Consider the following 15,943-nt stretch of genomic DNA (forward strand, 5'->3'; position numbering starts at 1 on the left):
GAAGCAAGTGAGAGCCTGAGAGATACAAGTGAGACCTGAGAGATGCAAGTGAGGACCTGAGTAGTACAAGTATAGCAGCGAGTAGGGAAACACAAATCTGAGCACCAAGGAAAAATCAACTCAGTTTATCCAATAGACATTCAAAAAATATTTCCATATGTAATGCACCCTTTACACAAATCATATACTGCCCTTTAGTGCTTTATCGATATATAACGCATATTATGCTTTAAATCAGGATAGACTTTGTTCGTTATGGATTCACCTCAGAAACACTCACCAACAAATTGACTAAAGGATGTTTTTATGAGAAAAAGCTACATTCCACTAATCATCGCCATTATTTGGTTAATCGCGATTTACAAAATCACGGCTTCTCCTTCTGCGACAGGATCAAATACATTGAATGTCATCGAAACTGTATTTGGTATAAGTGAGCCAACTGCGGATCTTCTGAATTTTTTCATTCGAAAATTAGCGCATATCACTGTATTCGGCTTTTTAGCGATAATTCTATACTTCGTCTTCCAAAAGAAAAGATCATTCTGGGCATGGCTTTGCACAACCATCTATGCAGGGACAGACGAATTTCATCAATTATTAGTAAGTGGCAGAACATCGTCAATTTTTGATGTCATGCTTGATTCCTTTGGGGCCATAGTAGCCTTAATTTTGCTACATTATACAAAGAAAAGATTGGCACAGAGACATCGGAGAAACGTTGTGCCCAATTAGAATAATGACTACTATTCTTCTCCCGACCCTTGTAAAAATACTCATCTCTAATATTCCACACCACCTAATCAAACAAATGGTCAGGTGGTATTTTTATGTCTACATCCATAACCACTTCTTACCTAAAAAAGTGCTACCCCTACCGTTTAAAAATAATCCCCTTAATTTCCCAAATATATTTTTCTGCATTTTCAGCTATTTGTACCATCGTATTATTATTTTCCTAGTCTTATTAATCACTAATATCTACAGTCGGTTAAATATTTTTTCCTAGTACAAAAAGGAGTCGCTTTATTTTGATACGTAATTCACGACAATTTCACCATCAATTTTTGTTGCAAGATGTTGTATAACGAATAATCCCTTCATTTCAACAAATTTAAATTAAAAATTATGGATTTTAACTTTTTGTCATAGCTAATCAAAAAGCACCATATAATAAAACAGTTTTGTGGAAGTTTGAAATTTTAGATGAAGGAGGATTCGAAGTGCCATACAATAAACGATTGCCGTTACTAATGTTATTAGATTCTATCATCGTTTTCGGAGCCATATTTTTTGGGTATTTTTTAATAGATCCTGCTCTAATGAACTATACATTGTCTGCTCTCTGGGTGAGTTCCATCACCTTATTAATCAGCCATCATGTCTTTGCGACTTTTTATAGCATGTACCAAAATGCATGGGAATATGCCAGTATTGGAGAATTATTCGCCATTGTGAAGGCTGTAACATTTTCAATCTTAACAACTGCTATCGTTCAATTAATAGCTTTCCAACATGTGAATATGCGCGTGTTAGCGATTACTTGGATGATGCATGTGATTTTAATCGGAGGCTCTAGATTTTCTTGGAGAGTATATCGAGACCGTTTTATCTCACCAAATCCCGATAAAAAAAGCACGTTAGTTGTTGGAGCTGGATCTGCTGGTACCATGGTCGTTCGACAATTATTAAAAAATAAGGAAACGGATCTTTACCCGATTGCCTTTGTAGACGATGACCTTAAAAAGACGAAGCTACAAATTTATGGAGTAGAGGTAAAAGGTGCTATTCAAGACATTCCACAATTAGTAGAAGAAATGAAGATTGAAAATATAGTGATTGCAATTCCTTCTCTCACCAAATCAGAAATAAATAGAATATACGAGGAATGTGCGAAAACAAAAGCCAAGACGAAAATTATGCCATCGATTGAAGACCTCGTTTCAGGGAAAATTTCAGTCAACCAATTTAGAGATGTGCAAGTGGAAGATTTACTAGGCAGAGAACCAGTCGAATTGGATATAACGAGTATATCTGGAGAAATAACTGGCAAAACAGTGTTAGTGACAGGAGCAGGCGGTTCAATTGGATCTGAGATTTGCCGACAACTATGCAAATTCTACCCGAAAAAGTTATTGCTGTTAGGTCATGGCGAAAATAGTATTTATACAATTGATATGGAACTAAGAAAAACGTATCAAGGTGAAATCGAATTGATCCCTCTGATTGCGGACATTCAAGATCAAGGGAGAATTTATGAGATAATGGCAAAATATTTGCCAGACGTCGTTTACCATGCAGCAGCACATAAGCATGTGCCATTGATGGAATATAACCCAACCGAAGCGGTGAAGAACAACATCTTCGGTACAAAAAATGTAGCGGAAGCTGCGCAAGCGTTTGACGTGGCGAGTTTTGTAATGGTCTCAACAGATAAAGCAGTCAATCCCCCTAATATCATGGGTGCAACAAAACGGTTTGCTGAAATGATCATACAAAACTTAGCAAAAGAAAGCACAACCAAATTCGTAGCGGTTCGATTTGGCAATGTATTAGGAAGTAGGGGCAGTGTTATCCCGCACTTTAAAAATCAAATTGAATCTGGAGGCCCAGTAACCGTAACCCATCCAGATATGACAAGATACTTCATGACAATTCCAGAAGCTTCCCGTCTCGTACTTCAAGCTGGTGCGCTGGCAAGAGGAGGGGAAGTCTTTGTCTTGGACATGGGAGACCCCGTTAAAATTGTCGACTTAGCTCGAAATTTAATCACCCTATCCGGCTATACAGAAGAAGAAATCGGAATCGAGTATACAGGCATTAGACCTGGCGAAAAAATGTTCGAAGAGTTATTAAATGACAATGAAGTTCAAAAGAAACAAGTATTTCCAAAAATCTTCATAGGAAAAGCAGAACCAATCGACAAACAAAATCTATATAACGTAATGGAAACCCTGCTAGATAAAGACACAAATGAATTAAAAGAAACCATAATCGAAATTGCCAATACAAAGAGTGGTACAAAATCAAAGTTGAGCAAGACCGGCACCTAAAAATATGAAACTAAAAAACTCACCAACATTATGAATGTTGATGAGTTTTTTTTCTGTCCTGATATTAGTAATAGGGCACTGAAACCCTAGGACAAAGACAATATGGGGGGGAATACTGATGAGTTCTTAGAGAATCCAGAAATAAGGACTTAAAACATTGTATTAGCGAATACAATTCGATTTAGAGCGAATAAATCAATGAAACTAGCGAATAAACCAGCCCAAAGAGCGAATAAACGCCAATAGAAAGCGAATAAAGTGTAACCCAATCGCTCTCACCAAGAAGAAAATGGTGATGAGTTTTTGTACCCCAGAAAAGACTTAAAACATTGTATTAGCGAATACAATTCGATTTGGAGCGAATAAACCAATGAAATTAGCGAATAAACCAGTAAAAAGAGCGAATAAACGCCAGCAGAAAGCGAATAAAATGCCACCCTGATTAATATGAGGTAATTGGAGATCAGTTTTTGTACCCCAGAAAAGGACTTAAAACATTGTATTAGCGAATACAATTCGATTTGGAGCGAATAAACCAGCCGAAAGAGCGAATAAAACATTAAAAAGAGCGAATAAATGCCAATAGAGAGCGAATAAAGTGTTACCAATCATTCTCATCAATAGGGAAATAAATGTTTTTTGTAATAATATCAATACCTGGCAGTCTTTCGAGTCCAGATTAATAAAAGATAAATAACAATTTAGCATCTAGTAAAACACCATCTTACTTTAGATGGTGTTTTTGATTGAAGTATTCTGCACTATAAGAAAAAAGAAAAAGGATTGCATCAGGCAACCCTTTTTCTCCAACTCTTGCACCCGTTAGACTGAATAAGAACTAAAAAAGTATTTATTCATCTAATTAAAATGACTTGTTACCAACTTTAAACTAACCAATGTTTAGGTATGCTAAAAGAAGGTGGTAATTTGGTATTAATATCACCATTAGCCGAGTTTATTTGTGCTTGAGTGAGAAAGATACTTCCTATGAGATTAGCTCCACTTAAATTAGCGTCTCGCAAGTCCGCACCGATAAAGTCCGTCACTCTCAGATCACATTCTCTTAGGTCAGCTGCTATCAGCAAAGCACCTCTTAAATTCGTTCCTCTAAGGTCGGCTCCTCTTAAATTAGCACCAATAAGGTCACTTCCCTTATTTATTTTCCTCTGTTTACTTTGATTTTTGTTTTTCTTAACTTTTGCACGGACTAATTCACTTGTTTGTAGAAGTAAATCATTAACACCTGCTCTATGGACGGGGACATTAATTTCTAAGATAGACTTCGGACTTAGATTAGTGAGGTGTTCAGTTTCCTTCACAGCCTTCTGTAAATCTTTGTACAAAGGTTGAGCTTCTTTAAAGCTTTGTGCTTCATTTAAATAGCAAAGCATTTCGTGGAGCTGTTGCATAATAGGAAATACATCAAACATTTCCTTTGCTGATGCTGGGTTATCTCGCCAATCATTTCCATTGTACGTTACTTGGGAAACCTTTTGACCAGCTCCAAAGCATTCATATACAGTGCAGCCACGAAAGCCTTCAATTCTTAGATTTTCATGTATCCCACAACGATAATTTAGGTCTAAGTTTTTACAAGGAGTCCCTCCGTCTTTATTAAAAGCAAAATCAGCAGACTTTGCATAAGGTAAAGCTACACAACATAAACCGAAACAATTTTCGCAGTCAGCACTTAAATTATTCATCAATTGTTTAGACAATACTTACACATCCTATTACTTGCTTATAATAATTTATCCATTAAATAATTATCATATTATCATATAAAAATAACTGACAGGAATAATTTGTTAAATTAATATGTCCCTTTTATAGTAGTTAGCGAACATTCCAAACAATAATATGTCCTGTTCCGCTCTCATCAATATTGAAATTGAGCTTTTTGTAAAAAAAAAAAGACTTAAAACATTGTATTAGCGAATACAATTCGATTTTAAGCGAATAAACCAGCCGAAAGAGCGAATAAACCAATCCCAAGAGCGAATAAACGCCATCAAAAAGAGAATAAACTGTCACCCAATCAAATAAACGACAACAAGAACATTTTCATCATTTCCTCAAAGACATAATTTACAAAAAACACAAATATAATTAATAAAAGAGAAAGTAAGCGCTTAAATTCTACCAATCAAAATCACCAAATCTAATCTCGTTTACGAAGATATATCACCCTAAAACACTCGAAACGCAAATCATTTAAGCCACAATATGAATAACTAAACTTGGAGGGAGTTAAAGATGAATCTAATAGATACCCAGTTTGATCTTGCCATTCTAGTAGCACTAGAAGAAAGTGGAGAACCAACGAGTAAAGAGAGGATTATTCATAAAACAAAAACGTTTTGGCTAAGATGGAAAAAACACAGTCAAAAACAAGAGATAACAAGAATTAGACAGCGTCTATCTGATCTGACCACAAAAAGAATCGTATTACAGAAAAATAACAATGGAAAAGCTTCCTATTACTTAAACCCAGCCTATGAACCAAATACTATTATAAAGGAGTATCTGAGTGAGCTATTTAATCATGCATCAATCTCATTTTGGGGGAATAAGATACTTTTCGATAATAATGAAATAAATGATCATTCACTTATTTTCACCTTACAAGAGATTAGAGGAATCATATTAAAATATGGTATATCTGAGTAAGTGCAATGGAAAATATTAAAAAATTGAATAGATTAGTAATCACCCTATGGTCAGATTCTTAAAGAATCTGGCTTTTTATATGTAAAAAAATAGAAAAGTAAACCGATAATGTTAACTAAAAGAGTACAGAAGCATTAGCATGATTCACTATGTCTTGTTATTAGTACCCATAGAGTAATACAGAAAACACATCATCTCTACCTTCTGGGAATATATTAATACATAATCAGAAAACAATACCTACATATCGGAGGTAGGAACTACATGAATACCAAAGTAGCACAAGAAGAATTCAAACAAATACTGTTATACGGCTACCAAAGAGGAAACGATGATTACACATTATCTACGGCAACACTTGTGAAAGAATTATCAGAAAGGATGAAAGACATGATAGTTAATGATGAGGATCAGAAAGAGGAGAGTATATAATAATTCAAATAGTATGGAAATGGATGAAATCGACATCATCTGATGAGTGAAAGCTTACAGGTGATGTTTTTGTATCTACAATCTTAATCTCTATATGAAAATTTCACCGCTATCCTGTTTACTATTATAAAAAAACCCTCTCAGACATTCACAAAAAAGATACGAATCACATCAATTTTCATTTAATTTTTCATTCAAAACGATACTAAAAATACCTAAAAACCACCTGCTAAATTATTACAAAAACCAACAAATTCGTAACATTTGTAATAGTGGTACCAATTGATGGTATGACTAATAACAGAAATTGTCACGATAATGTCATAACCTATAAATAATTGACTGTAAAAAAAGACACTATATAAAGGAAGAAACTCCAAATATTTTTTAGCATAAATAAATAATAGCCTACGATCTTAGATAGGGAATGATCTATTTCATTTTATTGAAAATATTACAAATGAGTATATACATAAAAATTATCTAAAATTAGTAAAATATCTATCTCTAAAATAAGTCTTTAATACCATAAAATATAAATATGTGATATTAATCGCAGAAAATTTGTAAAAACAATGTAATTTGATAAAATATGTATAATATTTTTATGTTTATTTTAATAAAATAGTGATATATAACTTATGATGTTCAATATTTTTACATAAAAAAAGGTGGAAATTCTCCCTCTGATAGTCGATAATTAGGCTAAGCATGATTAGCTGATGAAAAATAAAACCAGCAAAATGCTAATCATATCCAATAAGGGAGGATTTTAATTCATGGCAAATTTCAAATTTGTTAAGTCTGCAACAGCACTTGTTCTTGGTGCATCTGTACTTACTAGTGCAGTAGTTGTTCCAGGCACAAATGCTTCAGCAAAAACTACTTACAAAGTGACTAAAAAAGGTACACTTGTAAACGCAAAAACAAACAAAACAGTAAAAGGTTATGCATCTTATAAAGGTAAACTTTATAAAGACGGTAAAGTATTCACTGGTCTTTACAGCAAAAAGTACTACTACAAAAACGGCGTAAAAGCTACTGGTACTTACGCAGGTGCTTACTACTACAAAGGTTCTAAAAAAGTAACAACAGGTACTTATAATGGTGCTTACTACTACAAAGGTATTAAAAAAGTAACAACAGGTACTTATAACAATGCTTACTACGTAAAAGGCGTTAAAAAAGTAACAACAGGTACTTATAACGGTGCTTACTACGTAAACGGCGTTAAAAAAGTAACAACAGGTACTTACAACAAAGCTTACTATGAAAACGGTAAAAAAGTTGTTTCAACTGGTCTTTACAAAGAAAAATACTACAAAGACGGTGTACTTAACGTAGGTCTTGCATTATTCGAAGGTAAACTTTACAATGATGCAGATTTAAACAAAGGCTTAAAAAAATTCGAAGAAAAATTCTACTTTGATGCTGATCTAGCTAACGGAACATACGATGATAACGGTGTTGAAAAAGCATTCGAAAACGGTGTTGAAGTTGGCGCTAAAGTTAAATCAGTAGAAGCGATTAACGCTAAAGAATTAAAAATTACTTTCAACAAATCTCTTGATGCTGATACAGCAGAAGTTATTGGTAACTATGTTTTAGATGGTACAGACTTAGCTGCAGCTACTGGTTCTGTTGAATTAAGTGAAGATAAAAAATCTGTAGTTATTACATTAGCTACTGCATTAACTAAAGATACTTCATATAAAGTAGCAGTTAAAAACTCAGTTACAGATTTAGCAGGTAATAAAGTAGCTGCTTTTGAAACTCTTTATAAATTTACTGATACAGTAGCTCCAAAAGTAGAATCTACAAATTATTTTGCAGCTGATGCAAAATATGTTATTAAATTCTCTGAGCCAGTAAATCCATCTATTACTTCATTAGTAAAAGTTTTAGATAAAAACAATGCTGAAGTTTCAACAGCATCAGCTGCACTATCTACTGACGGTAAAACTTTAACTATTACATCATCAGCTGCTTTAACAGCTAATGACACATACAAAGTTGTTATTCTTGGTGCTACAGATTTAACTGGTAACTACTTTGAAAACAACCGTATTGAATCTTCATTTAAAGTAGCAAAAACTGATGAAGTAGCTCCAACAGTTGCTTCACTTGAAGCTAAAGATGCTCAAACTGTTCGTGTAACATTCTCAGAACCAGTATTAGTAGATGCTTCTTCAATATTAGGTACTATTTCTTTAGATGGTGCTGCTGCAACTAATGTTAAATCAGTAACTACACCTGCTGCTGCTGGTGAGGCTAAAGATGTTAATGGCGACGGAAAAACTTGGGATGTATTAGTTTCTACATCAGCTATTTCTGGAGTTAAAAAAGTAACAATCGCTGGAGTAAAAGACCTTCAAGGTAATGCAATTGCATCAGCTTATGATAAATTCGTTACTTTTGCAGCTGATACAAAAGCTCCTTCAGTAGTTTCAACAAAAACTGTTGGTTCAAAACTTTATTTAACACTTGATGAAGATGCTGCTACATTAACTGCAGGTTCTGTTACAGTATTAACTCCTGATAATGTAGAAAAAACAGTTTCAGTAACACCTACATTCAGTGGTTCAAACAAAAAAGTTGTAATTCTAGATTTAGGTTCTACAATTTCAAAATCTGGTTCTTACAAAGTATCTGTTCCAGCTACAATGATTAAAGATGCAGCTGGTAATGGTAAAGCATACACTTCAACTGATTCTTACTCTGTAGGTAATGATACAGTAGCTCCTACATTAAAATTAAATGCAGGTGGTACTGCTGTTGATGCAACTGCTGTAGTACAAAATGCTGCAAACCCAAGTGAATTCACATTAACATTTAGTGAAGAAATGGGACAAAGTGCATTAGATATTAATAACTATACTTTAAATGGTAAAAAAGTATTTAAATCAGCTGTATTTGTAGGAGATACAAAAACTGTAAAACTTACTGCAAATGCAGATGCTATTGATGTTACTGGTAAATACTTAGTAGGTATTACTAACGTAGCTGATTTAGCTGGTAACGTAATCTCACCTGTTTCTTATGAAGAAGATGCATCAGTTGTAGAAAACGTTACTCCAAAAATCAAAGAAGCTAAACTAAAAGATGCAAGTACAATTACTTTAAACTTCACTGAAAATGTAACAACTACTGCTACTAACTACGTAGAAGTTTATGTAAATGGTGCTAAAGTAGCTACTACTATCTCTGCAATTACAGGTGCTGCAACTGCTGATATTACTTTAACTTCAGCTCTTACAGATACAAATGCTGTAGTTACTGTTAAAGTTGTTGATGGTACATCAATTCTAGATGGTAACAGCAATGCATTTGTTACTGGTCAAACTTACACTGTAACAAAATAATCTAACCGATTATTAAATCCACTCCCTTACCTTATTGGGCGAACGGATTCAAAGACTCCTATCTTCTTCGGAAGATGGGAGTTTTTTTGTTTCATAGCGTTTGGATTCTCTTTTTAAATATATATTATTATCTTAAATTCTAGCTCTCATGTATTCGTGCATGAGAGCTTTTTAGTTAGGTGGGAGATTCATGAGTGTACTAGAAGAAACATACAATATCTTAATAGGGATCTTTCAAGCAAGCCTAGATAAAATTCTATCAAACGATTTTAGTACTAAATTTTCAGGGGGGATATATGGAGAATAAAGTTTTTATTTAAAAATATTAAATTTGTTAATATTAAGTTTTTTTATAGATAAGAAGGTGGAAATAATCATTTTAATAGTAAATAATTAGGGTATTAGCCAGCTGATATCGATATAAATCAGCTATTTAATGACAATAAAAAAATTAAGGAGGATTTTTATTTGTGGCAAATTTCAAATTTGTTAAATCTGTAACAGCATGTGTTCTTGGTTTCTAGTGTTAAAGGTAGTGAAATTTCTTTTGATGGTATTGAAGTAGAAGAAGCATAACTTTAATTCTTTTAGCAAATTCTGATTAAGAAAGGAACTAATTTAAATGAAAAAAAGAAAATGGAAAAAGTCTTTAAACGCATTTTTGTCGACACTCTTAGTAGCAAGTGTCCTAACACCAGCCATTCCAACATCTGCTGCAACAGGACAAGCTTCAGAATTGATTATTTCTGAGTACATTGAGGGAAGCAGTTTTAACAAAGCTATTGAACTTTATAATGGGACTGGATCTGCCATTGATTTAAGTCAGTATAAATTAGAGCTATATGTAAATGGAGCTGCTACAGCAGGACAAACATTACAACTTACTGGAAATATAAATGCTGGAGAAACCTATGTAGTTTATCATAATAGTGCAAATGAATCGATAAAGAGTAAGGGAAATCTCGCTAATTCTACCGTCATTAATTTTAATGGGGATGATCCCGTAGTTCTAAAAAAAGGGAATAATGTTATTGATTCCATTGGACAGGTTGGAAAAACAGTAAAAAATATGGCGGATGTAACATTAGTCCGGAAGTCCAATATTACAACAGGCGATACAATTATTGATGATTCGTTTGATCCGACTATAGAGTGGGATAAATTACCGATAGATGATGCATCTAACCTCGGTAAACATACAATAGATGGTTCTCCAGTAGATCCAGGAAACCCAGCTGACATCAAATCGATTGAACAAGCAAGAGTTCTACCAATGGGCGAAACTGTTTCGATCAAGGCGGTAGTTACAGCGAAATTAAAAAATACGATTTCTGTTCAGGATGGTACGGGTGGAATAGCTGTACGTCCAGCTACTTTAGATGCTGCGGTTGGTGATGAAGTCACTTTAACGGGTAAATTAGCTGATTACAGAGGACTAATGCAATTAGATGGGGCAACAATTGTTGAAAAGAAACTAAATGTAGGTACACCAACACCTAAAATAGTTTCAGGTGCAGAAGTTTCAGAAGAAAATGAATCTCGTCTAGTAACAGCAAAAAATATTGAGATCCTATCTGTAGAAGATGGCGGTACTTGGGCTAACTATACGGTTACAGATGGTACAACGCAATTTGTGGTACGTGATGAAACGAAGACTTTAAACTTAGCCGTTGGGAAAAACTATGAATCGATTACAGGGATTGTTCAACAATTCGATAATGTCTATCAAATCATCCCACGTTCTACAGCAGATATTATAGAAGATGTGAGTGTCGTTCAGTCTGTAATGCCATCAGTTAAAGCAGGAGCTATTGCAAAAGGTACTGAAGTAGCTCTAACGACTACAACTGAAGGTGCAACTATTTATTACACAACAGATGGAACAGAACCTACCAAATCTAGTAGCGTATACAGTAAGCCTATTGCTATTCAAAATAATACGACATTAAAAGCGTTTGCTGTAAAAGATGGGCTAAGAGATAGTCAGGTTACTTCGTATGAATATACCGTTTTTGATCCAGCACAAGTAATCCAAATTCACGATATTCAAGGAGCGTCACATCAATCACCTAAACGAGGTGAGAAAGTTTCAGGGCTTGAAGGAATTATCACATATGTCTATAAAATAGGAAGCGGAAACTATTTCCATATGCAAACACCTGATGATAAAAAGGATATCAATCCAAACACATCAGAAGGAATTGTTGTTTATACTGGCAACACTGCAGCAAACGTTAAAATAGGGGATCTTGTAAGTGTTGATGGAAAAGTAGATGAATACCAAATTGATGGTTATACTGACACGAAAAAAGAGACAGATTTATCTGTTACACAGATTAATGCTCGTAACGACCAAGGTGGTAAAGTGGGGGTTGTGAAAAGTAATGTAACACTTCCAGAACCAATAGTAATTGATCGCAATAATCTACCATCTGAAGTTATTGATAACGATGGATTTGCTAAATTCGATCCAGAGGAAGATGCTATTGATTTCTGGGAATCTCTCGAAGGTATGAGGGTTGAAGTAGGAAATGTGAAAGCTGTGGCACCTCAGGAACATGGTGATCTGATTACAGTACTAGAAGACAGACAAACGGATACCATTCATGGTGGTGTATTACTTACAGCAAATAATGCAAATGCTGATAGAATTCAATTTAAACTCTATGATAATACTCTAGCGAGAGATTTTAAGGTAGCAACAGGCGATAAATTTACGGGTCCTATTACTGGGGTAGTCAATTATGGCTTCCAAAATTATAAAATCTATGCTGATTATGATGTGATGAAATCAAAACATGTTGTAGGTGATTCAAAACCAGAAACAACGACAATCGTAAAAGCAGATGACAAGTTAACCGTTGCTTCTTATAATCTAGAAAACTTCTCTAATAATACGAAAGAAACTTCAGATGATAAAGCGCGCAAATTGGCTCGTGCATTTGCTTCTGATATGAAAAATCCTGATATTATTGGTGTGACAGAGGTTCAAGATAATAATGGCTCTTCTGCAGGAGGCACTGCGGCAGATCAAAGTTATCAGCGCTTAATTACTGAAATTGAAAATGCTGGTGGCGTCAAATATAACTACGTTAATATTGACCCAGTAAATAATGCAGACGGTGGTGCACCGAATGCGAATATCCGAGTAGGGTTCTTATATAATCCTGACCGTGTAAAATTAACACAAGACATACCAAGTGGTGATGCTTCAACAGCTGTAGGATATAAGAATGGAAAGCTAACACTAAATCCAGGACGAATTGATCCAACAAATACTGCATTCAATAATAGCCGAAAACCACTAGCTGCACAATTTGATTTTAATGGTGAAAGCGTTGTTGTCATTGCTAATCACTGGAACTCTAAATCAGGTGATACACCATTATTCGGCTCAACACAGCCACCTATATTAGAAAGCGAAGTGCAACGTCATCAGATTGCAAATGTAGTGAAAGACTTTGTTGAAAAAATTAAAGCAGACAACCCAAATGCAAATATTGTTTCAGTAGGTGACTATAACGATTTCCAATTCACAGATTCGTTAAAAATCTTAGAAGGCAACCACATGACGAATATGATTAATACAGTAGATAAAGCGGATCGCTATACGTATCTTTTCCAAGGAAATTCACAAGTGTTAGATCATATTTTAGTATCGAACAATTTAGCTAAATCAACGAAAATTGATATTCTTCATATTAATGCAGATTTCACTGATATGGCTGGCCGCGCAAGTGACCATGATCCAGTAATGGTACAACTTGATTTATCAGATAAGATTGTTCCTGAAAAAACGTACAACTTAATAAACATAAATGAGAAGGAACTAACATTTTCTGAGCCAAGCATTTCCGTGAATTTTGAAAGTGGCAAGATTACAAAAGGAATCACCATTACAAGTTCCAAATATGCTGAGCTGAAAGGGGCAGGATTCACAAGCAAGGGCTTTAACGGTTCAACCGTTACGATTAAACCGCAAGAACCTGGTGCCATTATCAACTTCTCAGGACTCCCATTAGGAAAAGTCGTCATTGATGGACCGAATGTGAAAGAAATTTGGGGTGCTGAAAATATTAAAAAAATCCATTATAAGAATGGTGCAAACCCTGAAAGCATTCAGTTTAAGGATTCAGAAGGTGAGGCCCCTACCACACCAGTAGAAAACAGTGCTCCAGTAGCAATAAAAAGCTTTGATAATCAAAATGTGGTAGTGGGGAAAAAGCTGAATTTTCTTTTGACAGACTATTTTCAAGACCCTGACGGAGATAATCTAACATTTAGTTCCACATTAGGAACTATTAGTGGTTCAGAGCTAACTTTGGATTTACCTGTAGGTACTCATACTGTGGAAGTTACAGCTACAGATGGAAAGAAATCTGTCACCTCTAGTTTTTCTGTAACTGTGATTGCTGAAGATACTTCAAATGGATACTATAGCGATGCTATTGGTAAAGAGGGTCAAGTGTTAAAGGTAGCACTACACGAAATAATAGATGATAACCGGGTTCTCTCGTACGATGAAGTATGGAATGCTTTGAAAATAACAGATGAAGATCCGAAGAATCCGAATAATGTCATCCTTCTTTATTCAGGTGATTCTCGTCCAAAGGATAAAGCCGGTGGTAATGTTGGAGACTGGAATAGAGAGCATACTTGGGCAAAGTCACATGGTGATTTTGGTACAAGTAATGGCCCTGGTACAGATATTCATAACTTGCGACCAGCTGACGTACAAGTAAATAGTGCAAGAGGAAATTTAGACTTTGATATTGGTGGAAGTGCAGTAATCAATTGTTCAGAGTGTAAAAGAGATTCTGATTCATTTGAGCCGCCAAATGATGTAAAAGGCGATGTCGCTAGAATCCTTTTTTACATGGCAACACGTTACGAAAAAGATGACAGAGTTGACTTAGAATTAAATGATCAAGTCAACAATGGAACAAATCCTTTTCACGGAAAGCTTTCCATTTTACTAAAGTGGAATGAACAAGATCCAGTAAGCGAATGGGAAAAACAACGAAACGAAAAAATATACAAAATTCAAGGAAACCGCAATCCATTCATCGACCACCCTGAATGGGTAGAAGCAATTTGGTAAGTCATAAGGATAATTTCTTACGGGTTAAGATGCCTGAAGAAGTTGCAGTTTAACAGAAGCATTAAATAAATTACAAAATGAAGAGTCCTAAACCACAATGGTTTAGGACTTTCTTTTTTTGAAAGGAAGGATAACAGTGAAGGTACACCAATTGAAGAATTTCTTACACATTTTTTGTTTGTACATTACAAGCAACATTTGCCAGAAAGGAAGTTTAAAATTGCAACCATTAACAAGAGGATTAATAGTTTAAAAGTTTACAAAAATTTTTTACAGCGTAAAGGCTATGTTAATAACAACTACATTCATTTGAAGAAAGATAAGGTTGTAATTGCAAATGATAGTGAGTACTCAGTTACTGCATTAACAGAAGTGTAAGTAAAAAGATTTTTGTTTTATTTAGAGGATAAAACGAACTTAAACAATGCAGAAAATAGGGTACTGTCTTTGATCTCTTCGGTGATTAGGTGGGGGCTTTCTATTTTTTGCGGAAATTGAGTGAGAAGAGGAATATTTCGATGGTTAAAGATTAACTATAAAAATAAAATCAATTTATTACCAACAATTATATTATTGGTAAATAAATTACTATATAAATTTAGTATTTTTGATGAGAAAATAAATAGTGAGTATAAATACTCATTGTAATAAAAGAAAGAAAGGAGAATAGATATGCAACAAAGAATCGAAATTACGAGAATTACGAGAATAGCGCTTGCTGTTAGTCTGGTTTTACTAATGCATAGTTCATTTGGAGGTATACAAGTTTATGCTAAGACAAGCTATCAAGTAAAAGAAAACAAGCTAGTGAATCCGAAGACGGGGAAGACTGTAACAAAGACCGTTGTCTATAAAGGGAAGCTATACAAAAAAGGGATTGTCTATAAAAAAAAGACAGTTTACAAAGGAAATCTCTATCAAAATGGAAAATTAGCAAAAGGAACGAAGATTTATAAGAAAAAAATGTATATCAATGGAATCTATAAGAAAGACAAGACGAAACCAGTGCTAACGCTATCTAACCCTCAATCAGAGTATGTTTTAACATATGGGAAAGCCTTTAAGCTACCTACTGCTACAGCTAAAGATAAGATAAGTGGAAAAGTAAATGTTAAGACGAAAATACAAAATGACAAAGGTGAAGAAGTGAAAAAATTAGATACCACGCTATCTGGTATTTATACAATTACATTTATGGCTACAGACTATGAAAAAAATACCGTAACCAAGAAAATTACTGTTGAAGTATCGCCTGCGGAACAATTAGAAGTAATCGAGATATATTAATATGAAGAATGTAAGTGCAATCCTATATGGAAAATAGG

8 protein-coding genes are annotated in these 15,943 nt (G+C 34.4%); 7 read left to right on the plus strand and 1 reads right to left on the minus strand.

All coding sequences use genetic code 11. From position 1 onward, the window contains the following. Positions 1-306 precede the first annotated feature (306 nt). The gene (locus tag ABE048_RS16285; protein WP_430312330.1) at positions 307-735 is read left to right on the plus strand and encodes a VanZ family protein; all 429 of its coding nucleotides are present in this window, start codon (positions 307-309) and stop codon (positions 733-735) included. 488 nt (positions 736-1,223) lie between these two features. After that, on the plus strand, positions 1,224-3,053 hold the full coding sequence (locus tag ABE048_RS16290; RefSeq protein WP_430312331.1) for a polysaccharide biosynthesis protein: 1,830 nt from the start codon (positions 1,224-1,226) through the stop codon (positions 3,051-3,053). A gap of 884 nt (positions 3,054-3,937) precedes the next feature. Here ABE048_RS16290 and ABE048_RS16295 read toward each other — a convergent pair. Further along, positions 3,938-4,756: a pentapeptide repeat-containing protein gene (locus ABE048_RS16295; RefSeq protein ID WP_430312352.1), complete on the minus strand. Its 819-nt coding sequence runs from the start codon at positions 4,754-4,756 to the stop codon at positions 3,938-3,940. Positions 4,757-5,309: 553 nt separating this feature from the next. Here ABE048_RS16295 and ABE048_RS16300 point away from each other — a divergent pair. The 5 genes from ABE048_RS16300 to ABE048_RS16320 all read left to right on the plus strand — a co-directional run bounded on the left by ABE048_RS16300 (position 5,310) and on the right by ABE048_RS16320 (position 15,905). After that, the gene (locus ABE048_RS16300) at positions 5,310-5,723 is read left to right on the plus strand and encodes a hypothetical protein (protein ID WP_430312332.1); all 414 of its coding nucleotides are present in this window, start codon (positions 5,310-5,312) and stop codon (positions 5,721-5,723) included. 264 nt (positions 5,724-5,987) lie between these two features. After that, positions 5,988-6,155, plus strand: a complete 168-nt coding sequence (locus ABE048_RS16305) for a hypothetical protein (RefSeq protein ID WP_430312333.1) — start codon at positions 5,988-5,990, stop codon at positions 6,153-6,155. A gap of 779 nt (positions 6,156-6,934) precedes the next feature. Then, on the plus strand, positions 6,935-9,517 hold the full coding sequence (locus tag ABE048_RS16310; RefSeq protein WP_430312334.1) for an Ig-like domain-containing protein: 2,583 nt from the start codon (positions 6,935-6,937) through the stop codon (positions 9,515-9,517). 622 nt (positions 9,518-10,139) lie between these two features. Then, complete coding sequence (locus ABE048_RS16315) at positions 10,140-14,618, plus strand: endonuclease (RefSeq protein ID WP_430312335.1); 4,479 nt, start codon at positions 10,140-10,142, stop codon at positions 14,616-14,618. Between the two features lie 672 nt (positions 14,619-15,290). Next, complete coding sequence (locus ABE048_RS16320; protein WP_430312336.1) at positions 15,291-15,905, plus strand: immunoglobulin-like domain-containing protein; 615 nt, start codon at positions 15,291-15,293, stop codon at positions 15,903-15,905. The last annotated feature ends 38 nt before the right edge of the window (positions 15,906-15,943 follow it).

The sequence above is a fragment of the Rummeliibacillus pycnus genome (genome assembly GCF_050459865.1).
Classification (GTDB): Bacteria; Bacillota; Bacilli; order Bacillales_A; family Planococcaceae; genus Rummeliibacillus; species Rummeliibacillus pycnus_B.

Excerpts from the sequence above, each read along its gene's own strand:
- ABE048_RS16285 (WP_430312330.1), top strand. The coding sequence starts at position 307 with ATGAGAAAAAGCTACATTCCACTAATCATCGCCATTATTTGGTTAATC.
- ABE048_RS16295 (WP_430312352.1), bottom strand. The coding sequence starts at position 4,756 with ATGAATAATTTAAGTGCTGACTGCGAAAATTGTTTCGGTTTATGTTGT.
- ABE048_RS16300 (WP_430312332.1), top strand. The coding sequence starts at position 5,310 with ATGAATCTAATAGATACCCAGTTTGATCTTGCCATTCTAGTAGCACTA.
- ABE048_RS16305 (WP_430312333.1), top strand. The coding sequence starts at position 5,988 with ATGAATACCAAAGTAGCACAAGAAGAATTCAAACAAATACTGTTATAC.
- ABE048_RS16310 (WP_430312334.1), top strand. The coding sequence starts at position 6,935 with ATGGCAAATTTCAAATTTGTTAAGTCTGCAACAGCACTTGTTCTTGGT.
- ABE048_RS16315 (WP_430312335.1), top strand. The coding sequence starts at position 10,140 with ATGAAAAAAAGAAAATGGAAAAAGTCTTTAAACGCATTTTTGTCGACA.
- ABE048_RS16320 (WP_430312336.1), top strand. The coding sequence starts at position 15,291 with ATGCAACAAAGAATCGAAATTACGAGAATTACGAGAATAGCGCTTGCT.